Below are 24242 nucleotides of genomic sequence, written 5' to 3'. Positions count from 1 at the left end.
AGCGGCGGCTTGAAGACGCAAAGACGCCGCATCTCCGGTCAATCCGTCGGCAGGTGATAATCCCGGAACTGCTGGCGCAAGGTAATCTTCTGGATCTTGCCGGCAGCGGTGTGTGGGATTTCGCCGACAAAAGCGACGTCGTCCGGCATCCACCACTTCGCCACCTTGCCGTCCATGAAAGCGAGAATATCCGTCTTGGTCGGCTCCCTGCCCGGCTTGCGCACGACCACGAGCAAAGGCCGCTCGCCCCATTTCGAATGCGGAATGCCGATGGCGGCGGCCTCCGCCACATCGGGATGGCCGACCGCGAGGTTCTCGAGCTCGATGGTCGAGATCCATTCGCCGCCCGACTTGATCACGTCCTTGGCGCGGTCGGTGATCTGCATATAGCCTCCGGGGTCGATATGCGCGACGTCACCGGTATCGAACCAGCCGTCTTGATCGAACTGTTCGGATCCGATGCCGCCATAATAGGCGCGCGCGATGGCCGGCCCGCGGACCTTGAGCCGGCCGAAGGTCTTGCCGTCCCATGGCAGTTCGTTGCCGACGTCGTCCGTCACCTTCATTTCGATGCCGAACGGTGTAAAGCCTTGTTTCTGCTGGACGCCGAGGCGGGCCTCGCCCTTCAGCCCGGCGTAATCCGGCTTCAGGGTGCACAGCGTACCGAGCGGCGACATCTCGGTCATGCCCCAGGCGTGGACGACCTGGACATCGTAACGGTCCTGGAACTTCGTCGTGAGCGCGCGTGGACAGGACGAGCCGCCGATGACGACTTTCTGCAGATAGGGCAGTTTCTTGCCGGTCTCTTCCAGATACTGGAGGAGCATCATCCACACCGTCGGCACGGCGGCGCTGAAGGTCACCTGCTCGGTGTCGAGCAGCTCGTAGAGCGAAGCGCCATCCATCTTGCAACCGGGCATGACCAGCTTGGCGCCGACCATCGGCGCGCTCTGGGCAAGGCCCCAGGCATTGGCGTGGAACATCGGCACGACCGGCAATATGGTATCGCGCGACGACAGGCCCATGGCGTCGGGCATGGCGGCGATCATGGCGTGCAGCACGTTCGAACGATGGCTGTAGAGGACGCCTTTCGGGTCGCCCGTGGTCCCCGAGGTGTAGCACATACCGGCGGCGGTGTTTTCGTCGTATGTCTTCCAGGCGAAGTTGCCGTCGGCTTCAGCAAGCCATTCTTCATAGGCGACGACCTTGGGCAGCGCAGTCTCCGGCAAATGCGCCTTGTCGGTCAGCACGATAACCTGGTTCAGCGATTTGACCGCGCCGGCGATCTTTTCAAGCAGCGGCAGGAAGCTCAGGTCGACGAAGATCGCCTTGTCCTCGGCATTGTTCATGATCCAGGTGATCTGCTCGGGAAAGAGCCGCGGGTTGAGCGTGTGATAGATCGCGCCGACACCCATGATGCCGTACCAGGCCTCGATGTGGCGCGCGGTGTTCCAGGCCAGTGTTGCGATGCGGTCGCCAAGCCCGAAGCCGTCACGCTCGAGCCGCTCGGCGACCTTCAGGGCACGATCATGGATTTCGGCATATGTGCTGCGCACGATCGGCCCCTCGATCGAACGCGACACGATTTCGCGGCTGCCGTGCTGCCTCTCGGCATTGTCGATCAGCTTATGGCAAAGCAGCGGCCATTCCTGCATCAGCCCGAGCATCTTGTTCCTCCCGTTATTTTTTCGCCATTGTGGGACGAACCGGCGGATTGTCCAGCCAGGATCGGGCTGGAGCGGGGCATGGAGCCAATTGAAGCCGAATTCGCCACAATCCGGCCATGCTCGGCGTTAACGTTGATTAACGGCGGGGCGCGATTGGCGAATGAAAGAGGTTCGCATGGACGCGCAGCTCGACGACAAAGCCCTCGAAAATACGCTTGCCGAAAGTCTAGCCGATCTGGTGGCGGCCGACGTCGCGCAGGCCGATCTGGTGCCTGACGCCAAAGCCGTTTCCGAAGATGAATTCGTCGAGATCGTCGGTGGCGCCCTCGAAGCGGTCGGCGGCACGCTCTTGTTCAAGATGTGCGTCGAGAACGAGGGCGAAAGTCAGCACGTCGCTGCCGCCTGCGTCGGCGACGGCGGCAATCGCCAGTTCCTGCTGCTCACCTTGCCGACCAGCGGTGGTGCGCTGAAGGTCGAGACCACCTCGAAAAGCACCAATCCGGTGGCCGGCATTGCCGCCGCGTATGCCGGGCTGATGGACGCGTTCCAGGCCGCCGCCTGAGTTTCCGGGGAAGCGGAAGAAAGAGGCGAGACTTCTCTCCGCGGGCGACGCCCGCCTGGTGGCAGGCAGGTCTTGCGCAAGGCTCTTGCCAGACACATCTTGGGGTTGAGGCAAGGAGATCCGATATGGACCAGATCGCAAATCCGTCACCCGGCTTTCAGCGCAATCCCGGCAAGGTCATCACAGTCGAGCCTTACAAGGGCACCGTGACGGTGCGCGCTGGCGATGTCGTCATCGCTTCGTCCAACAAGGTCAAAGTGCTGACCGAATCGCCCTACCCCCCGGTTTTCTACATTCCGTTCGGCGACATCGACTTCAAACAGCTTGGCAAGACCGAACACTCGACCCATTGCCCCTATAAGGGCGATGCCAGCTATTGGAGCGTGCTGCCCGCCGGCGATGCAGGCAAGGATGCGATGTGGGCCTATGAGCGGCCGTTCGACGAGATGGCCGATATCCGCGACCACGGCGCGTTCTATCTGAACAAGGTGACCATAGAGGCCACGCCCGACTGATCAGTCGGTGGTGCCTTCATCGCCGACGCCGTCGGCATCGTCGAGACGCACGAAGGTGAGGCCCTTGGCCTTCAGCGCCAGAAGTCCCTGCACCACGCCTTCGCCGGCCGCATGGGTCGGCTGGTTGATGTGAGCGATGATGACGTCGCCGTCCTTCGCCGCGGCAATGCGCCGGGCGGTCTCTTTTGTGCCGAGCAATGAGCCGCCATCGCCGTTGATTGAAAATCCGGCGATCTTGAAACCAAGCTTGCGTATCATCGCGATTGCCGACGGGCTGTATTCGGCGGTTGCGCCGCGAAACCATTTCGGCGCCGGTTCGCCGGTCACGGCAAGAGCGGCAGCACCCGATTCGACCTCGGCCAGCACGGCCTCCGGGCTGCCGGCACTGCGAATGCCGTAGATCTTTTGCGGCGTGTCGACAGCCGGGACATGGCGGCCGCCATGGTTTTCCAATTCAAACAGTTCGGGATGCGCCCGCATGATCTCGACGGCGGCGGCGTTGTGCTTCAGCCAGATGCCGGTGACGAAAATGGTGGCAGGAATCTTGTTTTCCACCAGCGCCGAGAGAATCCGTGTGTCGGTCCTTCCGCCGCACGCATCGAGCGTCAGCGCGACGCGGCCGCTGCCCGCCTCGGCCTTGATGTGCAGCGTCGGTGCGACGAGCAACTGGGCGTTGCCGGGAGAGGCAGCCCACAGCGATATCGCAATGGCGCAAAAATACTTTTGGAACGGGCGCATCGATTATTTCCAGGTCGGCCGGATCAAAGTTGAAGCGGCGACCCCAAGACCGTCATCAAGGCGGAAATCGGGACGATGCCCCTGCAAAAGCGTCGGCAGCGGCAATTTGACCGCCGGCCTGACCTTTGGCAAGCGCGAGGTCACAATGCGTGCTCCACGTCCTTAACCTTACGTGAAAGGATCGCGAGCACCGCGTCGACCACCGCTTTGACCTCAAGTCGCCAGACGCAGCAAGCCTTGCTCGGATCGGGTCGGCGGCACAGGTCCCTGGCTATGCACTCGCAAGGCATGGAGGGCCGCGGCGTAACACTGGCCACGCCGACAGGGCCCCAGACGGCCGGGTCGGTCAGGCCGAACAGGCCGACAACCGGCGTTCCCGCGGCGGCGGCCATGTGCATCGGGCCACTCTCGTTTCCCAGAAACAGGCGTGCCTGGCCGAGAACCGCCAGCAGCGTTGGCAGCGACAGCGCCCCGACCACGTTGACGACCGGCGAAGCGGCCTTGGCGACGATGCGCTCGGCAGATGCCCGTTCATCGGGGCCGCCGACAAGCAGGAAGTCCAATCCGGTCTGCCGCGAGATCTCGTCGATCGCCAGCGCAAACGTTCCGGCTGCCATTGCCGCCCCCGGAAGCTCGCTCCTGCATGAACGGCTATGAAGGCGTTATGCCGGAGATGATGCCGGTCGAGAAGCGCCAATGCCCTGGCGGTCTCCAGCGGCAGCGGCTCAATCGTTGGGACCTGCGCACGCAACTCCACGCCAAGCGCCTCAAGCGGCGAAAGATAGCGGCAGAGATAATGCTGGCCACCAAAGCCAAACGGCTTGGCTAGGACGTTGGCGGGCTGGCGTTCCAGCCAGCGCAACGGTTTTTCGGGAGGATCATATCCAACGCGGGTCTTGGCGTTGACGAGCCTGACGATGATGCGTGAGGTTTTGGAATCGGCCAGGTCGATGGTCAGGTCAAACCGGAACCGGCGCAGAGCGCGCACCATGGCGTAAAGCTCGCGACCACGCTGCACAGGGGTGCCACGCATCCGTACGCGTCGGAACGCCACCACGTCCGAGGCGATGCCATGAGCCAACAGGAAACTGGCAAAGTTCGCCTCGCAAAGGAACACTATCCTGGCCTTTGGATATTGGAGGCGCAGGTTTCTGGCGAGCGCGGAGGCGAGGACAAGATCGCCGATGAATTTCGTCTGGAGGATGAGAATCGAGCGGACGTGCGTGGGCGGGTTCTGCAACATCTGTTTCTGGCACCGGGGCGGGTTCGGGGGCCGGAAACTGGGCAGAAACGATGTCGGGATTTGGAGCCGACAGACGCACGTTCGCGTGAATTCGGTTACAAATCGGTAAGGTCAGATGCCGGTGGACTCCAACTCCTATCCGCGGCCGTTCTTTGCAGCCTGCACCGCCGCTTGCGCGGCGGCCAGCCTGGCGATCGGCACCCGGTATGGCGAGCACGAGACGTAGTCGAGGCCGACCTTTTCGCAGAAATGGATCGAGGCCGGGTCGCCGCCATGCTCGCCGCAAATACCGAGCTTGATGTCGGGCCGCGTCGCCCTGCCCTTTTCGGCCGCCATCCGCACCAGCTCGCCGACACCCTCTATGTCGAGCGACACGAACGGATCCTGCTCGATGATGCCTTTTTTCCGGTAGGTCTCGAGGAACGAGGCCGCATCGTCGCGTGAGATGCCAAAGGTGGTCTGGGTCAGATCGTTGGTGCCGAACGAGAAGAATTCGGCCGCCTCGGCGATGATTTGGGCGCGGATCGCGGCACGCGGCAGTTCGATCATGGTGCCGGTGAGGTAATCGATCCTGACACCGGTCTCCTCCATCACGCTTTTGGCGACCGCATCGATGCGTGCCTTGACGAAGTCGAGCTCCTTCACCAGCCCGACCAGCGGCACCATGATTTCGGGGACCACCAGCGCGCCGGCCTTCCTGCCGGCTTCGACGGCGGCCTCGAAAATGGCTCGTGCCTGCATCTCGGCGATTTCGGGATATGAGACGGCAAGCCGGCAGCCGCGATGGCCGAGCATCGGATTAAACTCGTGCAGCGCTTCGGTGCGCCGCCTGAGCTTGTCCGGCGATACGTTCATGGCAGCGGCGACCTCGGCCACCTCCTCCTCGGTCTTCGGCAGGAATTCGTGCAGCGGCGGATCGAGCAGGCGGATCGTCACCGGCAGGCCGGCCATGATCTCGAACAGCTCGAGGAAATCGGAGCGCTGCATCGGCAACAGCTTGGCCAGCGCCGTTCGGCGGTCCTTTTCCGTATCGGCCAGGATCATCTCGCGCATGGCAATGATGCGATCGCCGTCGAAGAACATGTGCTCGGTGCGGCAAAGCCCGATGCCTTCGGCGCCGAAGGACCGCGCCATGCGCGCATCCAGCGGCGTCTCGGCATTGGTGCGCACCTTCATGCGGCGCGCGCCGTCGGCCCACTCCATGATAGCGGCGAAATCGCCCGAGAGTTCCGGCTGCAGCATCGGTACGGCACCCTTCAGCACCTGGCCGTTGCCGCCGTCGATGGTGATGATGTCGCCCTTGCGGAAGGTCGCGCCCATCGCCATCAGCGTGCCGGCCTTGTAGTCAACGCGCAGCGAGCCGGCTCCCGAAACGCAAGGCTTACCCATGCCGCGCGCCACAACAGCTGCGTGGCTGGTCATGCCGCCGCGCGTCGTCAGGATGCCTTCGGCCGCATGCATGCCATGGATGTCTTCGGGGCTGGTCTCGATGCGGACCAGGATCGCCTTTCGGCCTTGCGCCTTCGCCTCCTCGGCGTCGTTCGAGGAAAACACGATTTCGCCGGTGGCAGCACCTGGCGATGCCGGCAGGCCGACCCCGATGATATCGCGCGCCGCCTTCGGATCGATCGTGGGATGCAGCAATTGGTCGAGCGAGGCCGGATCGATGCGGGCGACGGCCTCCTCCTTCGTAATCAGCCCGTCCCTGGCCATGTCGACGGCAATCTTCAGTGCCGCCTTGGCGGTGCGTTTGCCTGACCTGGTCTGCAGCATCCACAATTTGCCGCGCTCGATGGTGAATTCGAGATCCTGCATGTCGCGGTAATGCTTTTCCAGGCGGTCTGAGATGCTGACGAAAGCCTGGAAGGCGTCAGGCATCAGCTTCTGCAGCGACGGCTTGTCGGAACCGGCGGCAATGCGCGCCGCCTCGGTGATGTTCTGCGGCGTACGGATGCCGGCAACGACATCCTCGCCCTGGGCGTTGACCAGGAACTCGCCATAAAGCTGCTTTTCGCCGGTCGACGGATTGCGGGTGAAGGCAACGCCGGTGGCCGAGGTGTCGCCCATATTGCCGAAGACCATGGCCTGGACGTTAACCGCCGTGCCCCAGCTTTCGGGAATGTCGTGCAGGCGCCGGTAGGTGATGGCGCGGTTGTTCATCCAGCTGGAAAACACCGCGCCGATGGCGCCCCAGAGCTGCTCGTGCGGATCCTGCGGAAACGGCTGGCCGAGCTCCTCCTCGACCTTGGCCTTGTAGAGCGCGATCACGCCTTGCCATTCGATGGCCGTCAGGTCGGTGTCGAGTTCATGGCCGAGGCCGCCCTTCTGATCTTCGAGGATTTCCTCGAACACCTCATGGTCGAGACCCATGACGACATCGGAATACATCTGGATGAAACGGCGGTAGCTATCATAGGCAAAGCGCGGATCGCCTGAATCGGCGGCCAAGGCTTCGACCGTCTCGTCATTCAGGCCGAGATTGAGCACGGTGTCCATCATGCCCGGCATCGAGGCGCGCGCACCTGAGCGAACCGACACCAGAAGCAGTTTCGAGGGATCGCCGAAACGGCGCCCGGTCAGCCGACCGATATGGTCGAGCGCGACCGCAACGTCCGCTTCCAGCGAAGCCGGGTACTTGTGGCCGTTGGCGTAATAGGCGTTGCAGACCTCGGTGGTGATGGTGAAGCCCGGGGGCACCGGCAGGCCCAGGCTGCACATTTCGGCCAGGTTGGCGCCCTTGCCGCCGAGCAGATTGCGGTCGCCGGCACGGCCTTCCGCGGCGCCATCGCCAAAAGTGTAGACCCATTTGGTCATGCTTGCTCCCCGGTTGCAGGAGATTGGAAATACGGACAAATCGAGCGATATGATGCTGCAGTGCGAAAGGCAAGGCGTCGACCAAGCCGGCCGGCCTCTACAATCGATTAATGAAAAGCGGGGCCGAAAAGACTTGCTTTTTGGAAAGATGACCGGAAAGCTCGATTATCTGGAAATGCCGGCGACGGGCGGACGCTGGACAGCGTGAAGGCTTTCTACAGCGCGGCCTTCTCATGGTCGTTCACCGATTACGGGCCGACCTATTCAGCTTTTGCCGAAGGGCTGGACGGCGGTTTTCAGGCGGATGGCCAAGATGCGCCGGCCAAGCCGCTGCCCGTGCTCTATTCCGAAAGGCTGGAGGAAATACTGAGCGCCGTCGAAAATGCCGGCGGCACCATCGTCAAGCCGATCTTTTCATTCCCCGGCGGCAGGCGGTTCCATTTCGTCGATCCGGCCGGCAATGAAATGGCGGTATGGGGTGAATAGATCCGTTCAAAGTGGCGATTGCAAAATGGTGGATCGGTCGCGCATAGTCGGCATTGAGCTTTCTCCCGGCTCGTCCTATAAGGCCGCGCGCACAGCGGGCAGGCTCCGGCTGTTGGGGCGTCGCCAAGTGGTAAGGCATCGGTTTTTGGTACCGACATTCCCAGGTTCGAATCCTGGCGCCCCAGCCAGTTCTCCAATTCTGACGATCTTCCGAGTCGTAATCTCAGTTGCAGACACCTAGGTCGAGGACTGGTATCTGCGGTATCTGTCCACAACAAATTGGTGTCTCCGGCAGAGAGCGCGATGCGGCTGGCATCTTAGTTTAATGTCGACTCAATTGGCCGGCAGTCAAATGCATCTTGTGGAGAAAGCAGTTTTTCTGCCACGGTTTGGCGTTCGATCTTATAGTTTGAGACTTTTATAATCCAAAACATTGGATTTTTTGTCGCTTTTCTTCAGATAAATCAGCGCCTCCAACGCCTCTCTAGTAGCAACCGGCCAATCATCAAACTAATTTTAATAAAACTCAATTTCTTTTTTAGACGGCATCGATCATGTTATCTTATGCTGTCAGCAACAAGTAGAATGTAGTAGAAATATCAATAAGTATCTATCGGAAAACAACGTGGGCATCTCTGAAGATAAATTTTCTTTTATCGCACAATGTCGACTCTCCCTAAGTATATTTTTCGCCGCGATGTGACAATCCTGCCGCCGATCAATCATTCTATCAGGGCGTGCAGGTATGTGATTTGGCGCTAATATACACCTTCTAGTAGGCAGGCATCCGCGGGGCGCTATCGAATCAAAATGAGGGATTATGGATGGCGACTCTCCATTACACGTCGGGCGGATCCGGCACGGACATTGCAAAAGCCGGATTCAATCTGGCTAGCGTGCAATATGTCGACCAGGTCAACGAGCTGCCAGAGGGCATGAAAGGCTTGGTCTACCTCGACGAGGCCAACGGAGTAACCCAATCCTTTATCGACAAGGTTACTCCTTTCCTCGGCAATCCGAACGTATTTGGGTTCTTCCTGGTTGACGAGCCGGATCCCACCGGCCAATGGGGTACCTACGCCTCTGCCGCAAATCTGAAGGCAGAATCCGACTGGATCCATGAGCATTTTCCAGGCGCCAAGACCTACATCACAATGATGAGCTTGGGGACGTCGGCGAATCCGGATTTCAGGGGCACGTACAATCCCGCCAATACGGGTATCGATTACTACGGCATAGATGTCTATCCGGTCCGCACGGATGGCCCGGTCGACTACAACATGATCGATAAATTCGTCGCCGCCGCTCAGGCATCGGGCATCCCGACGAGCCAGATCGTTCCGGGCTACCAGGCGTTTGGAGGTGGCGAGTATAACACCGACATGGGTGGCAAATATGTGGTGCCCACCGCCGCCCAGATGGAAACCATGATGGAGCACTGGGCCAAGCTGGTTCCGTCACCCGCCTTCGACTACGCATACGCTTGGGGTTCGCAGCGAGGCGACACCGCACTTGAGAGCTCCTCGGAACTGCAGGCCGTTTTCCGGGAGCACAATCTCGCAACGACTGGGACCGCTCCGCCTCCCGTCGACACAAGCGACACCTTGTATGGCACCAGCGGCGACGATGTGTTTCACGGGGCCGGCGGCCACACGATGATCGGCTATGGCGGCAATGACACCTATTATGTCGATGACGTCCGCGATAAGGAGATTGAGGCGGTGGGCGGCGGTACCGACAAAGCACTTGCCTCCGTAAGTCATGCTCTTGCGGCCGGCTCCGAGATCGAGCTTCTCGCCACCAACAATGCATCAGGCACGGCGGCAATCAACCTCACCGGCAATGAGTTCGCCCAGACCATCCAGGGCAATGCCGGCGCGAACGTCATCAACGGCCTCGGCGGTACCGACACCATGACCGGCTATGGCGGCAACGACACCTATTATGTCGACAATGCTGCCGACAAAGTGGTCGAGGCCGCTGGCGGCGGCTCCGACAAGGTGCTCGCCTCGGTGAGCTATGTCCTTTCGGCCGGCTCGCAGGTCGAGCTTCTTGCGACCACGAACCCCTCCGGTACGGCCGCAATCAATCTCGTCGGCAACGAGTTCACGCAGACCATCCAGGGCAATGCCGGTGCCAATGTCATCAACGGCGGACGCGGCGCGGACACCATGATCGGTTATGGCGGCAACGACACCTATTATGTCGACAATGCTGGCGACAAAACGATCGAGGCGGTAGGCGGCGGCACCGACAAGGTGATCACTTCGGTGAGCCATGCGCTTACCGCCGGCTCGCACATCGAGCTTCTCGCCACCAGCAACTCGTCCGGCACGGCGCCGTTCCACCTCAACGGCAACGAGTTCGCCCAGACCATCCAGGGCAATGCCGGTAGCAATGTCTTCAATGGCCTCGGTGGTGCCGATACGATGGTCGGCTATGGGGGCAACGACGGCTACTATGTCGACAATGTCGGCGACAGAGTGATCGAAGCGGTAGGCGGCGGTCGCGACAACATAGCCACCACGGTGAGCTATGCGCTTGCGGCCGGCTCGGAGGTCGAGCTTCTCGCCACGAGGTATCCGTCCGGTACGTCTGCAATCAACCTGACCGGCAACGCCTTTGCCCAGACCATCCAAGGCAATGCCGGCGCGAACATCATCAACGGTGGCGGCGGTGCCGACATCTTGACCGGTAACGGGGGCAATGATGCATTCGTGTTCAACAGCGCTCTTGGAGCCGGCAATATCGACAGGATCACGGACTTCAACAAGCTCCAAGACAAGATCCAACTCGACGACGCGGTTTTTGCCGGCCTAAAGCTGGGTGGCCTTTCATCCGATGCTTTCTTCGCTGGCACGGCCGCGCATGACAGCTCCGACCATATCATCTACAACAGTTCAACTGGAGCGCTCTCTTTCGACAGCGACGGGATCGGCGGCGCAGCTCAAATACAGTTCGCCACGCTCTCTCCAGGTCTGTCGCTTGCAGCAGGTTCGTTCCTTGTGATCTGAAAGAGCCAGAGCGGCGGACCTTCATTCGAGCCGGTCCGCCGCTCCGTCTTTGTTCAAGCACCGGATTTCCGAGATAGATGTTTTGGCCGGTGTTGTCGCTGGAGCTAGCGGGCGAGCCCCTCCATTAGATGAGCGAGAAAACGGAGTGGTCTCTTTCGAGTGAGTGTCCTTCGGGATCATCGCTGCGTGCGCCCTACCATCGCTGATCGGCTCGTGCGAGTCCTCCCCTGCTGACCCACCGTACCGACGCAGCATGAATGACGGCGAGGCGCCGTGGCCGACCATGAGTGCCACTCGATAAGGTTCCCCTCAGGTCAAGCGGCGCAAACCATACACACATTCGAGCTCGTCTACTCCGATGCGCATTCAGGGATCGCTCCCGGTGATCGCGAGAGATTGCTGCACGCCACCTGACCGTCCGTTGTTTCTTTCATAAGAGGCGTCGGTGGCCTCATCTGAGTCAATACTGAGATTTGGTGATAGCCCGCCGCGGCCAAAAGCGCTCAAACGTCTGCGATTTTGTCGTTGCCTTGACGTCGAGCAGAGATGCGGAACTCCATTCAACTAGCGACTCTCAATTATGCGCTTGTAGTCGCCGAGGAGGGCAGCTTTCTGCGCGCGGCACGGCGCACTGGGATCGATCACACCGCGCTCAGCCGGCGCATCCGCGATCTCGAATACGAGATGGGAACGAGGATATTTCATCGCCATGCCCGCGGCGTTGGCCCAACCCCGGCCGGCGAGCGTTTCCTCGATCGTCTTCGCTCCGTGCTGCTCGAACTGGACAATACTCTGACGCTGGCCAGGACGGGCATCAAGGATGAACAACAAAGGCTTTCCATCGGCTCCAACGGACTCATCCTCGCCGGGCGAGCGCTGGGTGCAATCATTGAGTTCGGGAAATGTTATCCAAATGTGACTGTCAGCTTGATAGAAGGTTCTCATCCTGAGCCCAGGGCTGCGATGGGCGGCACGCAGGTCGACGTCACCGTCACTTCCTCCTCCCGATCCACTGGCGGCGCATTCGAACTGAAATTGTGGAAGGATACCCTAGCCGTCGTTCTCGCTTCCAGTCATCCTCTCGCAAGCCGTCCCGTGATCGAGTGGTCGGAGCTAGGCCAGGAGACGCTGCTCGTGCGCAGGGGCGAAGCATTTCTGCTCGCCGACGCTGTTGGAAATGGCGTGCAGCTTCCCGCGATCGTCGAACATCACGTCTGTGCGGGCATCCTTCTGCGCCTTGTCGGAAATGGCCTCGGTGTCGCTCTGATCCACGATGGAGACGCCAACAGCGTTCCTGAAGGCGCCGTCTGCCGTAAGCTGCGGATCGCGGGCAAGCCGATCCAGATCTCCAATTTTGCCCGTTGGCGCCCGGACAACGCCAATCCTGCCCTGCCGGTCTTCATCGCGTTCCTGCGCGATCGGTATTCGTCCTGACGGCGGTCCGATCGCGATGACCCAAATAGTTATCTCGGCCTCAGCGTTCGTCGGGCTCTGGCAAACGCTCTGTCCGTTGTCATGAACCGGGTCACCATCGGCACTATCAGCTTTGCCGGATGGGCGGTTATCTGTCCGGTCTCGCGGCCAAGCAATTCAGCATAGGCGACAGATCGCGATGAACCGTGCCGGTCAGTTCGACGGAGATCTTGACCGGACGGTTATCGGGAATGGCGGAGAGTTTCAGCTTGGTCATGACGAATCCTTCGGCGCCGCGCCCGTTCAGCACCAAAGCCTTCGGCGATGCGCACTAGATCGCAGAGCGCTGTGCGGATTTGCGGCCAAGGGAAGTCGGAGCATTCCTCCCACGCCTCACCCTCGCGCAACACGGCATCGAGCTTGCCCGCCACACCGGCAAGAGTCGTCGCGTGGGTGGTTGAGAACGCTCCCAGAAGATCCTTCGCCCGGTCGCAAGCCTCGCGTTCGGCCCTGAGAGCAGCGGTGTAACCTGTCTCCTCCGCAGCCGAATCCCAGCGTGCCTGATGCGCCGCGAGATCAGCTTCGGCTTTATCGCGGAGAGCCGCCATATCCGGCGCTTTGCCGAGCACTTCATTGAGCATCTCGATCGAATGGACCGTCACCTGCTCACCCTCGGTCAGGCGGACGGTCACACAGGGAAAGCCGACGCTCTCGACAAGCCTTGTCTCCAAGCGCTGCTGCCTCCGGCAAAGCCGCTCGGTCTGTTTGTAGACTCTCTCCCATTCCCGCCAAAGCGCCAGTGCAGGATCAGAACGCACATTCGTGCTTCCGGCGCCGCTTGCGGGCGCGTTGCCTTGGAGCGTCCACGCGGTGGTGGCCACGACTGTTCCCTCAAGTACTCGCCTGCGGGTGACGTAAGGCAGAGTCGTGGTATTGTCGGAATCAGCCATGATCCGAGCTCCAATCAGCTTGGGTTGTGGTCAGGCTGACTGGAGTGTTGGCGCACTCTGGCCAGCCGCCGCACGTGCGATGCAAGTGCGATGCACGTGCATATCTATACGCCTTTTGAAACTGAATATCAAGCCGCAGAGCGAAAATGACAAAAAAGCCGTTCACCACCCGCCTTGATCCGCCGGTGTTGGCCTTGGCGCAACAGCTTGCAGACGCGGAGCGGCGTTCTATCACCTCGGTGATAGAACTCGCATTGATCGAGTACGCGGAACGGCGCGGAATCAAGATAAGTGCGAAGGAAAGGGAATAGTCAGAAGGGAGCTGGCGGACGCCGCCAAGGTACCGGGTTGGCGAGCACGCATGCGATCACATGGAGCAGAAATCGGCCTATGGCCCGGCTGGCGAACGGGTGGATGACTTGTATGTTTCCAGCCCCTGCCCGCGCTCGACCACCAGGGACAAGCCAACTAATGCTGGCCGTCGTATCGTGGACCGGCAGGCGAACTCTTCTTACAATCTCATCGAAACAGACCGACAAAACTCGACCTTGCCAATGCGGAACGGCTCGCTGCCAACGAGTTCGGCAGCTCTGGCCGACATTGGCAGCACAACAGCCGCGGATTCTCCGTTTTTACTCCGCCGCTCCGCGCTCAGCGCGATCGTTCAACGTGACGAGATTTTTTTGCCCGGGCCAGGCAATCGGGTTGCTCGTTGGGATAGCGGGGCCCGATTTCCATGATGAGGACGGTCCCGGGCAAGAAGGCCAGCTCACTGAAGATGCCATCCTATTCGATATCGCCCCAGCCAAGCGGCATGTGCAGGTCGCCTATACCCAGCGCTGCATCCTCCTGCGAGAGATAGGTTCTGTGGAAGCCCTGCGGGCGCCCGAAGGAGTCATGGACATGCAGGTGCCCCGCCACCGGCGCCATTGCCCGCAGAAGTTCAGGCCGCGATGGGTGGATTCAATATAGGCGTGACTGAAATCGATAAGCGCCACCAAGTTCGGATGGCCGACCGCCTTAACCGTCTGCGCCACCTCGGCCGGGGTCTGCCGGCACTGACCCGGTTCCATTACGAAGAGGTTCTCGAAGGCGATGATGATCACCGCCAGCTTGCGGGGCCACCGCGACGCCGCCTCTGCGGTGGCAGGAGCGTTTGGCGGTCGCCTCACCCCAGCTCTTGACCTTGTCCCTGCCCTTGAAGCGGATCACCAGACCCGATACCGCCTCGCAGAGCGCACGCCGCACATCCGAGTTGCCGGCTTCGAGATCCCTAGACGTCAATCGTGTAGCCGGATTGCCACCGCCGCGCCAGCGAGCGTGCCGAGGCATGGTTGCACGGCTTCGACGGCCTGCCGATTGGCGGTGAGCCGAAGCCGATAAGCAACCAACTAAAGACCGAGTTCGAAAGCCGTCAGCGGTCGGTCCACCAACCGCTGGCACGGGCGGCATCGAAGCACACTTTCCTAGGGTGGGGGCCTTTGAGCGCGGCTTTCAGAGCGGCAACGCCACGATTGTACTCTTTCGTTTTGTCATACTTCCCATCCTCAACAAGAAAGTCGCCAAAACGTCTGTCGTTATAGATCGATTGAGAGCAAAATAAATAAGCCGCCATCTGATATCCATAATCGAAGGCAACCGAGTTAGCGCGGGCGCCGGTTGGAACGAACGAGTTTGCGCAAATCACCATTGCCGCGACCGGCATCATGCCTACGCAAGATAATTTCATTGTTGTTGCCCTCTCCCAAGACGCAACGAACTTGCCGAGTTTTTGCCTTGGTGCAAGACCGTCATGAAATCGTCCTCGAAGGAGCTCGTGCTCCACATCCTTCTGTGCAAGCAGTCGCAGATCTTAACCGGCCGTGGCGTCAATAGCTGGTGAAACTGGCAAGATGCGCCGGATGAGGCAATCAATTCGAACGCCGGAGACCCTGCCTCTGCAGAATTTCCGGGTTTAAGTTTCATTGGTGCGGCGTGCTCGCAAAGCCCAAAAGACCGGTGAAGTTCGCAACACGTCAAATTCTCGGCGACACTCTGACGTTACAGCCCGCCTGTATGCACCCACGCAATGACGCAGATCTGTCTGGGTTCGGTCCACTCGGGCCCGAGAGGCGAAGATTTCGGGATCGAGGCGCTTGGGCCACTGCGCGCCAGACAGAGCGATCCGATCCGTGTCATACTGTCAGGCAAGACACTAGCAATTTGGGGGCGGCGGCAGATGAAAGAAGAGAACGACGTTCAGAAGTTGGTGCGCACGCTGCGTGCTCGAGCACCTGATGACGCGGCTGAATTGCTTGCCCGAGAGTCTCCCGAGTTCATCCGGGACACACTAAAATTGTTGCCGCATGGGCACGCTCGCAAGGTGGCGGAGCATTTGCCAGCGCATATGAGGCCTATCAAGCCTGATAGCGATGGCAAGGATTTCGTGATCCCCGATTCGCTCGTCGAACTGATAGACCCGATTCCCGCCAGCGTTCCAGTCGGGACGACGGTATCCGCCGCAGTGGAGACCGTCAGAAGTGCCCAGGTGCCGACCGAGCTCACCTACCTCTACGTCACGGAGGGGGGCGATAAGCTGGTTGGCCTGGTGGTCTTGCGCGATCTGATGCTGAGCGAACCGGACGCGATGGTCGATCAGATCATGCTGCCCAAGCCGTTCGCCCTTAACGTCGGTTTGTCTTTGAGCGACGCCTGCAAGGCGGCGGTACGCCGTCACTACCCTGTCTATCCCGTGGTGGACGCGAATAACCGGCTGCTCGGGCAGGTTCGCGGCTGGCGGCTGTTCGAGCAGCAAATCATCGAGATTTCCGCCCAGTCTGGCCAGATGGTGGGTGTCCAGAAGGAGGAGCGTTCTTTTACGCCGCTGTTTTCAGCCTTCTTGAAGCGTCATCCGTGGCTGCAGCTGAACCTGCTGACGGCCTTCATGGCCGCTTTCGTAGTCAGTTCATTCACAGGCACGATCGAGAAGATCGTCGCCCTGGCGGCGTTCCTCCCGGTCTTGGCCGGGCAGAGCGGAAACACCGGCTGCCAGGCACTGGCTATGACGCTGCGTGGCCTTGCCCTGGGGGATGTGGACAAACGACCGAAGCTGCACCTAGTGATGAGGGAGGGCGCGCTCGGGATCGCCAACGGCGTGCTCGTCGGTCTTGTGGCGGCTGCGGCGATGTGGTTCTACGCCTCGCGGCAACCGGAGTCGGCGGCCCAGGCACCCATGCTGGCACTTGTGATCCTGCTCGCCATGTCCGGATCGTGCCTCATGTCCGGAATCTCCGGCGTGCTGATCCCGCTGGGCCTGCGCCGGGTCGGCGCCGATCCGGCGGTCGCTTCGGCGATCTTCCTCACCACCGTGACCGATATTGTAGGCATGGGCCTGATGCTGGGGCTGGCCACCATGCTCGTGCTGTAGCAAGACGCGTCCGGTGACGCGTCCCTGGGAGTCGGGGCGATAAGCTGACCTCGTCGCGTTCAACGAAATAGCAAGAGCCAGGCCGCATCGCGCACGCGTCGTGAGAAGCACCTTCCGGCAGCTCTCCGACCCCTTGCGCAACGCGACGGAAGATCTTTGGATGAGCCGTGAGTGACCTTGAAGCCTCATTCGATGACCAGATACGCGCAGAATCACGCAAACAATATTAATCTTGTCGGCTATGCGATCCGCCACTGATGATGATTTGAGTTAGTTGCCACTGGTGCCGAATACTTCAATTATGTACAGCAACGCTGAGAAGATGTTTTGATAACCAGCGCAGCCGAAATACGAATCAACCCGATAGTTTGTTGCGCCGCTGCAACAGCTGCTGAGACTCGCATGGTCCGATGACAGTTCAGTCGCCTTTTTCTTGTGGTCGTGCTAAGTCCTTCGCACTAGTCGGGTTTGGGGTGGGTTCTCGGCATGCAATCTTCGTTTCGAACGATCGTCGGCTGCGCCGCGGCGCTGCTTTATAGCGGCTTATTGCCGGCCGGCGCGCAGGGTCTTTTTTCGGCCTATGACGATGCGTTTTCAGCCCGCATCGCCAGTCCGGCCGACAACGGAACGCTCGCCCAATTCGTCACGGTTGCCGTCAATGCCGGGCAGTACGATCAGGCGATCTCCTCAATCGAGCAGTATCTGATCAAATATCCCCGCGATGCGCGCGCCCGACTGGCGGCCAGCCGATTGTACTATCATGTCGGCTCCTATGAATTGGCCCGGCGGCAGGTGCAGTACGGCATCGAAGTCGGCGGCCTGACCGCAAGTGAGCAACAGGAAGCTGTTCACCTGCTCGCCCGCATCGAGCGCGCGTTGCGTGGCGTCACCTGGGAACTCGCCCTGACCGGCGGCGTGTTCAGCGCATTTACCGATTTTGAGCCGGGCGGGGCGCAGGACGACGACAGCTTCGTCTCGCCTTATGGGCGGGCGGAAGGCTTTGTCCGGTGGGACCTCGGCACGCCAAGTGCCGACGCTCTCGTCCTTTCAGGGTCGTTGACGGCGACACAGCGCTTTTTCACGGAAGACCTGTCGGTTCCGGGCAGCGAGAAGACCTTCATCCACGGCGACGCAGCGATTACCTGGGACAAGGGGCTACCCAACAGTGGGATCGATTCGCTGCGCCTGCTGCTTTCGGCGTTCACAGTTACGGATCGTTTCGACAGCGATATCCACGAGACCGGTATCGGCGTCAGTGGGCGCTTTCTTGTGCGCCCGACGGTCGAAACGACGCTTTTCGCCGGCGGCGGCTACATCGATCTAAGCGCCTCGCAAGGCATTTTCGCCGATAGAAGGGTCTTCTATGAGGCAGGCGGCAGCTACCGCTTCCGCAATGGCCAGGCGCTCGGACTGCGCTTTGTCGGCTCGAATGACTTCGCTTCCGGATCTGGCGAAATCGGCCGCAGCTACACGGGCGAAGTCCGCTATGGCGGCCTGTTGATGAACGTACCGGATCTTTTCGCATGGTCGCACCAGATCGCCTTCTCGGCCGGCCACAGCGACACTCCCGATCTGTCCGTCGGCATCGGCACAAATATCAAGAGCGACTTCTGGCGCATTGCCTCCGAAAGCGATTTCCAGCTCACCGAGGCGCAGAAGATCAGCGTCGATCTCGCCTATCGCGAAACCAACTTCGACATCGCAAACCGCGACCGAAAATCGTTCGAAATGCTCATGAGCTATACGTTGACGCTCAATTGAAAGAGGCCGCGATGAGGACCCCGTACCGTCAGATCGCCATTTTTATTGCCTGCCTTGCCTTCGCGGCACCATCCGCCGCTGAGACGGTCGGGTCGATGACGGCCTATCAGACCAACATCGTCCGCAACAACGCCGGGACAATGAACGTTGGTGCCGGCGTCGAACTCGGCGACCAGCTGCGCAGCAATCCCACCGGTCTTGGAATGCTGGTGTTCCGGGATGAATCGAGCGCCAAGATTGGTCCGAACACCAGCCTGACGATCGATGAATTCGTCTACAATCCGGGCTCCGGATCGGGAAAGATCGACATCGGGATGAACAGCGGCCTGGCCCGTTTTTATGGCGGCCAGGTTTCGAAAGGGGGCGTCATGCAGGTTGCGACGCCGCACATGGTGCTCGGCGCGAGAGGCGGCATCATCGAAGTGCTGGTGGCAGCCGGCCAGACCGTCGGCATACTGCGCGCCGGCCGCATGACCTGCACGATCAATGGCAAACGGCTGGTCATCACAAACCCGGGCTACGCCTGCACATCGGAAGATGGCAAGCTGCTGACCGGCTACGGCGGAATCGACACCTTCCCGATATTGGACAGCATCGACCGGATAGCCGGCACCGGCCTGCCAGGCGCACCGGGTCCTGGATTGGACGTAAGCGCGATTTGTGCGTCGGCACTCGGCGGCTCGCTCAAAGTCTGCGATTCCACGGACGGTGCATTGCCAGGAGTGGTCATGGAGTTCCCTGACAGCCCAACGCCACCTGTTGGCGGGGGCGTGGATAAGGGCGAGTGTGAGGGTGAGGGTTGCTGCTACTACTGCAATTAGGCCTGGCCGCATGACATGAGCCTCTTGGTCGGTTGGCGCTGGGCTGATTGGCGGCAAGCTGGCAGGCGCAAAATATCCGGCCTTGTGATCGTGCTCCTGCTGCTCGCTTGCCATTTGACTTTTGACGGGCCGTTGTCGCGCCTGCGTGAGCGTACCTACGACTTCTACCAGTTTCTGGCCCCGCGCCAGGCGACGAGCAATCCTGTCGTGATCGTCTCGATAGACGATGCCAGCCTCAAGGCACATGGGCGATGGCCTTGGAACCGTGGCCTACTGGCCGATCTGGTCGATGGCATCACCGAATCCGGCGCGGCGGTGGTCGGGCTTGCGCTGGTACTCCCCGAGGCCGACACCTCGCCTGAGGGCATCGCCGGAGACAAGCGCCTGGCAATGGCACTGGCCAAAAATCGAACGGCGCTTGCCGTCAGCCTGGGCAATGAGGCGACGGTTTCAGAAGCAGAACCCAAAGCCGGCTGGTCGATCGTCGGGCAGGTACCCGACACACTTCCCGGCTTCACCGGCCTGACCGGCTCGCTTGCCGAATTCTCCAACGCCGCCGCGGGCCTCGGCGTGATTCGCACCTTGCCCGATCCCGACGGCGTACTGCGCCATGTGCCGCTGCTCTGGCTTCGCAACACCGCTCAAGGCGTGCAGCTGTGGCCGTCCTTCGCACTCGAGCTCCTGCGCCTTTACGCCGGACAGGATGGTTACATAGCCCGGATGAATGCAGCCGGGTTTGACGCACTCAGGATGGCCGGCGCCATTGTGCCGCTTGAGCCGGAGGGGGGCATCCGCCTCTGGGAAACCAACACCGATACGCCCCGCCTGTCTGCCAGCACTATCCTTTCGGGCGCCGGCGATCCGCGGCTGCGGGACGCCATCGCCATTGTCGACCTGTCGGCTGTGGGACTGACGCAGTACCTGCCCACCCCGACGCGTCCAGCGCGACCAGGCGCGGATATCCACGCCGAAGCGATCGGCCAGATGCTTGCCGGGCGCTACCTGGCAGAGCCAACGCACGCGCGCATGCTCGAGCGGCTCTGGTTCGTCCTCAGCGCCATCGTTTTCATCGGACTTTCCGGAGTGCTCGCCGGGCGTGTCGTGCTTGGTGCCCTGGCTCTCGTGCTGCTGGCCGTCACGCCGTTCGTGTTCGGCGCTCTCGAATACAGCCTGCAGGGTGCACTCTATGACCCGCTGCAGCCGGCGCTTGCGACGATCCTGGTAGCCGGCTTCGAAGGCTATGTCCTCTACAGGCGCAGCGAGCAGCGCCGGTCCACCCTGGCACGGCAATTCTCCCAGTATCTATCGCCTTCCGTGGTGCAGCGCCTCGCAAGCTCGGACACCGAAGCGATCCTGTCCGGCGAGAAGCGCGAGATCACAATTCTGCTCAGCGACATACGCGGCTTCACAACGATGAGCGAACAACTCGATACCCAGGAAATCGCCAAGGTGGTCAACCACTTCCTCGGCATTGCGACCGATGAGATCCTCAAGCGCGACGGCACCATCGACAAGTTCATGGGCGATGCGGTGCTCGCCTTCTGGAACGCGCCGCTTGATCAGCCGGACCATCGCGAGCGCGCGCTCGACGCGGGGCTTGCCCTGATCGAACGGGTGAAGCGTGAAGACGCCGCCTTCAGTGCGGACGGCCACCCCTCCATCGCAATCGGCGTCGCCATCGAGACGGGCATTTGCTCGGTAGGCAATTTCGGCTCCGAACGGCGCTTCGATTACACCGCGATCGGTTCGCCGGTGAACCGCACGGCACGGCTCGAGTCGACGACCAAGAAGCTGGGTATCCCCCTGGTGCTTGGTCCCGGCTTTGCGGCAGGAGCATCGATGCCGGTCGTCCAGGCGGGCGCCTTTGAGCTCCAGGGTTTCAAGGGCGAGGTGCCGGTTTTCACCATTCCGGAGATGCACCAAGGTATGAGCCCCGAAAAACAGGTCCAACGTGGTGAGCAGTCTGGCGCCCCTGCCATGGTGGTTGGTTCGCCGCCGTCCCGGGAAACAGCTCCGCCTGATCTTGCACCCCGAACCCGAAGCACACGCTGACCGGATTCAGCGGATCGAGGGGTGCCGACCTGCATTGGGAACTGATTACCGCTTGGGGGGCCCAGCGGTTTGCGTGCCCTCCCCGGTTGTCATTCGCCGCGCATGGTCGCCTGGAAGGTCGGCAGGTGCTTCTTCTGCGCCTCGAGCATTTTCTCGCGATAGACGCCATAGATGACGTCGGTGTCGTGCAGTGTGACGCCGGCAATTGTCGGCGAGGCAAAAACCGGCAGTTCGATGCCGCGTTTCGAAAGCGCCTCGGCGGTGCGGGCGATCAGCTCATGCGCCAGGATCATGGCAAGCACGGTCGACGAACCGGAGACCGGCCGGCTCCAGCCCTCGACCGGCACGATGGCATCCTCGATCGGCGAGCAGGTGTCGATGACAAGGTCGGCGGCATCGGCAAGCCGTTTGCCGGACGAGTGTGTCGCCGGCTTGTCGAGATTGTTCTTGCTGGTCACCGCGACGACGAAGATGCCGCGTTTTTTCGCATAGAGCGCCGTGTCGATGCCCGACGAATTGCGGCCGCTGTGGCCGAAGATGATGATCGAATCGCCTTTGTTCAGTGGCTGGTGGTCTAGGAATTTCTCGGCGTATTTCTCGGTTCGCTCCAGCCACAGAAGTTCGCGCACGCCACCGGCGCCGAGCACGTTGTGCCACATGACGCGCGGGTCGGTCAGCGGATTAAAACCGACATAGCTGCCGTAGCGCGGAAACACTTCCTGGACCGGCAACACCGAGTGGCCCGAGCCGTAAAGATGAACCAACCCGCCGCTCTCGAGCGTGTCGGCAAAGCGGCTGGCCGCCACGCCAAAGGCTTCGGCATTGGCTTTGGACGCCTGTTCGATGAGGGCGGCAAGGCGAGGTATGTAAAGATCGGACACGTCGGTACTCCTGTTATGTGTCGGCTTCGGTAATGGCTCAGCTTCTTGCGTTTGGCGGGGCGCGGCCGGCGCGCAGCGTCGAGCGGATTTCATAGCGGTCGCCACGCATGACCGAGACGGTGAATTCGAACGGGCCGCGCTCGTCGGTGGTGATGCGCTCGACCACGAAAGCGGGACTCCCCGCAGGCAGATCGAGCAACTCGGCATCCGCCGTCCCGACAGCGCCGACACGGTAGTTTTCGCGCGCCGCGACCGGCACGATGCCGTAATGGCGTTCCAACGCTTCGTAGAGTGAGCCCTGCAACAGGCCGGCATCGAGAAAGCCGGGCACGCGCGCGGCCGAGAGTTGCGCCGTCTGAATACCGATCGGTTCGTTGTTGCCGAGCCTGAGCCGCCGGATGCGCACCACCGGATCACCCTCCTCGATCTCCAGCGCTCCGGCCGCGGCGGCATTGGCGGTGGTCAGGCTGCAGTCGAGTAAGCGCGAGCCGGCGACCACGCCCATATTGCCCATTTCCTGGGTGAAGCTGGTGAGTTCGCGGGTGCCAGCGACCAGCGTGGTGGAGCGCACGAAGGTGCCACGGCCATGTTCGCGCCTGAGGAGCCCGTGCTCCTCCAGATTGCGCAGCGCGTGGCGCAGCGTGATGCGGCTCACCCTGAACAAGGCGCACAATCTGTCTTCGGCCGGAATCTGGTCACCGGTCGCCCACTCGCCGCTCTTGACAATGGTGCGGATCGCTTCCTCCACCTGATACCAGAGCGGCTCGGGCCTGCTGCGGTCCGGTTGCTGAAAGCTCGGCGCGCTCACCTTATCTGCCTCCACTGTGCTCCGGCGAGACCGGCCAGCGAGGCGCCGACGAGACCGGCGCGAGAGCCGAATTCGCCGGACCGCAGAACGACATCGCGCAGATGCGGCGGCAGCTGACGCCGCAATGCCGCAAGCAGCGGCGGCCCTATCACGTCCAGTGCATCGGCAAGGCCGCCGGAAATCAGGACTGCCTGGGGATCGAGCAGCGCGACCGCACCCGCAAGGGCAGTGCCCAGCCGGCGCGCCGGCAGCTCCAACGCGTCAAGTGCGGCCGTCTTGCCAGCCCGGGCGGCCTCGACCAACCTGCCGCCATTGGCCAACCCGATCTGACGCGCCGCGGCGTCGAACGCCCGCCCGGAAGCGAAGCGCTCCAGCCAGCCGCTGCGGTCCTCGCCTTCATCCTCGACGTCGGCGCAGGCCCAGCCGAATGAGCAGGCGCCGCCACGTGCGCCGGCGACGATGCGGTCATTGGCCATAACGGCGGAGCCGATACCGGTACCGATGGCCAGCAGGATGGCATCGGAGAGGCCCTTTGCAGCACCTTCGACCGCTTCGGCCAGCATGGCGACCTGCGCGTCATTGCCTATGGCGACACGCAGGCGAGGAAACAAGGCCGCCATGTCGATGCCGTCGAGATAGGGCAGGTTCGGGATCCAGCGGCAGACCGAGCCCTCGACAAGTCCGGGCACCGCAAGCCCGAGGGCGTCGACCGGACCGGCCTCGGCTCGCAACGCACCGATACGGGCGACGAAGGCATCAAGGCTTGCCGGCGCAGGCTCGCGGCCCAGCATCTCCAGCCAACGAACATCGCCGGTATGGATAGCGGCGCGCAAATTGGTGCCGCCGAGATCGATGGCGAGAACGCGTGTCATGGAGAGCGGCCCCGACTGGCGGCCGCCCGCTCCTCGGTGCGCCAGCTCCCCAAGGTGTCGGCGACTCTGGTCGGCAGTGCGGTACATGCCCCGGTGCACGCGGCGGCAAAGCCGCCGAGCAGACTGAGCGCGTCGTGTCGATGAATCGAAAACATGCTCAATTCTCCCGTCTTATCGACATCCGCATCCCTGTGGCTTAATGTCATTATAACGACATGACTTCGATCGCAAGAGCCTCG

Annotated in this window: 20 protein-coding genes, 1 tRNA gene and 3 pseudogenes; 13 read left to right on the top strand and 11 right to left on the bottom strand. The window is 61.5% G+C overall.

What is annotated here, in order from left to right; translation table 11 throughout:
• Positions 1–38 precede the first annotated feature (38 nt).
• A complete protein-coding gene (locus tag NKJ32_RS17490) occupies positions 39–1667 on the bottom strand; it encodes a fatty-acid--CoA ligase (RefSeq protein WP_352828207.1) in 1629 nt (542 codons plus the stop codon).
• Between the two features lie 175 nt (positions 1668–1842).
• Here NKJ32_RS17490 and NKJ32_RS17485 point away from each other — a divergent pair, with 175 nt between their 5' ends.
• Positions 1843–2229 carry a hypothetical protein gene (locus NKJ32_RS17485; protein ID WP_352828205.1) on the top strand — a complete coding sequence of 129 codons (387 nt, stop codon included), beginning with the start codon at positions 1843–1845 and terminating at the stop codon, positions 2227–2229.
• Positions 2230–2354: 125 nt separating this feature from the next.
• The gene (locus NKJ32_RS17480) at positions 2355–2744 is read left to right on the top strand and encodes a DUF427 domain-containing protein (protein ID WP_352828204.1); all 390 of its coding nucleotides are present in this window, start codon (positions 2355–2357) and stop codon (positions 2742–2744) included.
• On the opposite strand, the gene NKJ32_RS17475 is transcribed toward NKJ32_RS17480, so the two are convergent.
• Complete coding sequence (locus NKJ32_RS17475; RefSeq protein WP_352828203.1) at positions 2745–3482, bottom strand: polysaccharide deacetylase family protein; 738 nt, start codon at positions 3480–3482, stop codon at positions 2745–2747.
• A 140-nt stretch (positions 3483–3622) separates the two neighbouring features.
• Positions 3623–4099, bottom strand: a complete 477-nt coding sequence (locus NKJ32_RS17470; protein WP_352828201.1) for a glycosyltransferase family 9 protein — start codon at positions 4097–4099, stop codon at positions 3623–3625.
• 26 nt (positions 4100–4125) lie between these two features.
• Here NKJ32_RS17470 and NKJ32_RS17465 point away from each other — a divergent pair, with 26 nt between their 5' ends.
• Complete coding sequence (locus NKJ32_RS17465) at positions 4126–4311, top strand: hypothetical protein (RefSeq protein WP_352828199.1); 186 nt, start codon at positions 4126–4128, stop codon at positions 4309–4311.
• A 549-nt stretch (positions 4312–4860) separates the two neighbouring features.
• Here NKJ32_RS17465 and ppdK read toward each other — a convergent pair.
• Positions 4861–7539, bottom strand: a complete 2679-nt coding sequence (gene ppdK, locus NKJ32_RS17460; protein WP_352828197.1) for a pyruvate, phosphate dikinase — start codon at positions 7537–7539, stop codon at positions 4861–4863.
• A gap of 148 nt (positions 7540–7687) precedes the next feature.
• Here ppdK and NKJ32_RS17455 point away from each other — a divergent pair.
• From NKJ32_RS17455 to NKJ32_RS17440, 4 genes and pseudogenes are all read left to right on the top strand, one after another.
• Positions 7688–8025: pseudogene (locus tag NKJ32_RS17455) on the top strand (VOC family protein).
• A gap of 113 nt (positions 8026–8138) precedes the next feature.
• A tRNA-Gln gene (locus NKJ32_RS17450) sits at positions 8139–8213 on the top strand.
• Between the two features lie 636 nt (positions 8214–8849).
• On the top strand, positions 8850–11039 hold the full coding sequence (locus NKJ32_RS17445) for a calcium-binding protein (protein WP_352828194.1): 2190 nt from the start codon (positions 8850–8852) through the stop codon (positions 11037–11039).
• 546 nt (positions 11040–11585) lie between these two features.
• The gene (locus NKJ32_RS17440) at positions 11586–12473 is read left to right on the top strand and encodes a LysR family transcriptional regulator (RefSeq protein WP_352828193.1); all 888 of its coding nucleotides are present in this window, start codon (positions 11586–11588) and stop codon (positions 12471–12473) included.
• Positions 12474–12502: 29 nt separating this feature from the next.
• Here the strand turns inward: NKJ32_RS17440 and NKJ32_RS17435 are convergent.
• Positions 12503–12729, bottom strand: a pseudogene (locus NKJ32_RS17435) (DUF2274 domain-containing protein).
• On the bottom strand, positions 12695–13402 hold the full coding sequence (locus tag NKJ32_RS17430) for a hypothetical protein (protein ID WP_352828190.1): 708 nt from the start codon (positions 13400–13402) through the stop codon (positions 12695–12697). Before NKJ32_RS17430 ends, NKJ32_RS17435 begins: the two are co-directional and overlap by 35 nt.
• A gap of 146 nt (positions 13403–13548) precedes the next feature.
• Between NKJ32_RS17430 and NKJ32_RS17425 the strand changes: the two genes are divergently transcribed.
• The gene (locus NKJ32_RS17425; protein WP_023678731.1) at positions 13549–13713 is read left to right on the top strand and encodes a hypothetical protein; all 165 of its coding nucleotides are present in this window, start codon (positions 13549–13551) and stop codon (positions 13711–13713) included.
• Positions 13714–13773: 60 nt separating this feature from the next.
• Positions 13774–14142, top strand: a complete 369-nt coding sequence (locus tag NKJ32_RS17420) for a hypothetical protein (RefSeq protein WP_352828309.1) — start codon at positions 13774–13776, stop codon at positions 14140–14142.
• Here the strand turns inward: NKJ32_RS17420 and NKJ32_RS17415 are convergent.
• A pseudogene (locus tag NKJ32_RS17415) lies at positions 14054–14499 on the bottom strand (sugar phosphate isomerase/epimerase family protein); the annotation flags it as partial. The gene NKJ32_RS17420 and the pseudogene NKJ32_RS17415 overlap by 89 nt on opposite strands.
• Before the next feature lie 317 nt (positions 14500–14816).
• A complete protein-coding gene (locus NKJ32_RS17405) occupies positions 14817–15131 on the bottom strand; it encodes a hypothetical protein (RefSeq protein ID WP_352828188.1) in 315 nt (104 codons plus the stop codon).
• 489 nt (positions 15132–15620) lie between these two features.
• On the opposite strand from NKJ32_RS17405, the gene NKJ32_RS17400 reads away from it, so the two are divergent.
• The 4 genes from NKJ32_RS17400 (at position 15621) to NKJ32_RS17385 (ending at position 21442) form a co-directional block, all read left to right on the top strand.
• Positions 15621–16808, top strand: coding sequence for a magnesium transporter (locus NKJ32_RS17400; RefSeq protein WP_352828186.1), 1188 nt, complete (start codon positions 15621–15623; stop codon positions 16806–16808).
• Positions 16809–17294: 486 nt separating this feature from the next.
• Positions 17295–18569 (top strand): tetratricopeptide repeat protein, encoded by a 1275-nt coding sequence (locus NKJ32_RS17395; protein WP_352828184.1) that lies wholly within the window; start codon positions 17295–17297, stop codon positions 18567–18569.
• A gap of 11 nt (positions 18570–18580) precedes the next feature.
• Positions 18581–19390, top strand: a complete 810-nt coding sequence (locus tag NKJ32_RS17390; protein WP_352828181.1) for a FecR family protein — start codon at positions 18581–18583, stop codon at positions 19388–19390.
• Positions 19391–19405: 15 nt separating this feature from the next.
• Positions 19406–21442: a CHASE2 domain-containing protein gene (locus NKJ32_RS17385; protein WP_352828178.1), complete on the top strand. Its 2037-nt coding sequence runs from the start codon at positions 19406–19408 to the stop codon at positions 21440–21442.
• An 89-nt stretch (positions 21443–21531) separates the two neighbouring features.
• Here NKJ32_RS17385 and NKJ32_RS17380 read toward each other — a convergent pair whose 3' ends face one another.
• From NKJ32_RS17380 to NKJ32_RS17370, 3 genes are read right to left on the bottom strand one after another with little or no spacing between them, the layout of a single operon-like run.
• Positions 21532–22323: a sugar isomerase domain-containing protein gene (locus NKJ32_RS17380; protein WP_352828177.1), complete on the bottom strand. Its 792-nt coding sequence runs from the start codon at positions 22321–22323 to the stop codon at positions 21532–21534.
• A gap of 37 nt (positions 22324–22360) precedes the next feature.
• A complete protein-coding gene (locus tag NKJ32_RS17375) occupies positions 22361–23131 on the bottom strand; it encodes a GntR family transcriptional regulator (RefSeq protein ID WP_352828175.1) in 771 nt (256 codons plus the stop codon).
• Entirely contained in the window at positions 23128–24003 is an 876-nt protein-coding gene (locus NKJ32_RS17370; protein ID WP_352828171.1) for an ROK family protein, read from the bottom strand. The genes NKJ32_RS17375 and NKJ32_RS17370 overlap by 4 nt, the downstream gene beginning before the upstream one ends.
• Positions 24004–24242 lie beyond the last annotated feature (239 nt).

Origin of the sequence: Mesorhizobium sp. M0159, from assembly GCF_040322295.1 — a bacterium.
Taxonomy (GTDB): domain Bacteria; phylum Pseudomonadota; class Alphaproteobacteria; order Rhizobiales; family Rhizobiaceae; genus Mesorhizobium.
This window is presented reverse-complemented; position numbering and strand designations above follow the sequence as displayed.

Bases quoted from the DNA above. Each gene is read 5' to 3' on its own strand.
- NKJ32_RS17490 (WP_352828207.1), bottom strand. From the start codon at position 1,667: ATGCTCGGGCTGATGCAGGAATGGCCGCTGCTTTGCCATAAGCTGATC.
- NKJ32_RS17420 (WP_352828309.1), top strand. From the start codon at position 13,774: ATGGAGCAGAAATCGGCCTATGGCCCGGCTGGCGAACGGGTGGATGAC.
- NKJ32_RS17390 (WP_352828181.1), top strand. From the start codon at position 18,581: ATGAGGACCCCGTACCGTCAGATCGCCATTTTTATTGCCTGCCTTGCC.
- NKJ32_RS17385 (WP_352828178.1), top strand. From the start codon at position 19,406: ATGAGCCTCTTGGTCGGTTGGCGCTGGGCTGATTGGCGGCAAGCTGGC.
- NKJ32_RS17445 (WP_352828194.1), top strand. From the start codon at position 8,850: ATGGCGACTCTCCATTACACGTCGGGCGGATCCGGCACGGACATTGCA.
- NKJ32_RS17405 (WP_352828188.1), bottom strand. From the start codon at position 15,131: ATGAAATTATCTTGCGTAGGCATGATGCCGGTCGCGGCAATGGTGATT.
- NKJ32_RS17475 (WP_352828203.1), bottom strand. From the start codon at position 3,482: ATGCGCCCGTTCCAAAAGTATTTTTGCGCCATTGCGATATCGCTGTGG.
- NKJ32_RS17485 (WP_352828205.1), top strand. From the start codon at position 1,843: ATGGACGCGCAGCTCGACGACAAAGCCCTCGAAAATACGCTTGCCGAA.
- NKJ32_RS17440 (WP_352828193.1), top strand. From the start codon at position 11,586: ATGCGGAACTCCATTCAACTAGCGACTCTCAATTATGCGCTTGTAGTC.
- NKJ32_RS17395 (WP_352828184.1), top strand. From the start codon at position 17,295: ATGCAATCTTCGTTTCGAACGATCGTCGGCTGCGCCGCGGCGCTGCTT.
- ppdK (WP_352828197.1), bottom strand. From the start codon at position 7,539: ATGACCAAATGGGTCTACACTTTTGGCGATGGCGCCGCGGAAGGCCGT.
- NKJ32_RS17370 (WP_352828171.1), bottom strand. From the start codon at position 24,003: ATGACACGCGTTCTCGCCATCGATCTCGGCGGCACCAATTTGCGCGCC.
- NKJ32_RS17470 (WP_352828201.1), bottom strand. From the start codon at position 4,099: ATGGCAGCCGGAACGTTTGCGCTGGCGATCGACGAGATCTCGCGGCAG.
- NKJ32_RS17430 (WP_352828190.1), bottom strand. From the start codon at position 13,402: ATGGCTGATTCCGACAATACCACGACTCTGCCTTACGTCACCCGCAGG.
- NKJ32_RS17465 (WP_352828199.1), top strand. From the start codon at position 4,126: ATGAACGGCTATGAAGGCGTTATGCCGGAGATGATGCCGGTCGAGAAG.
- NKJ32_RS17480 (WP_352828204.1), top strand. From the start codon at position 2,355: ATGGACCAGATCGCAAATCCGTCACCCGGCTTTCAGCGCAATCCCGGC.
- NKJ32_RS17400 (WP_352828186.1), top strand. From the start codon at position 15,621: ATGAAAGAAGAGAACGACGTTCAGAAGTTGGTGCGCACGCTGCGTGCT.
- NKJ32_RS17425 (WP_023678731.1), top strand. From the start codon at position 13,549: ATGACAAAAAAGCCGTTCACCACCCGCCTTGATCCGCCGGTGTTGGCC.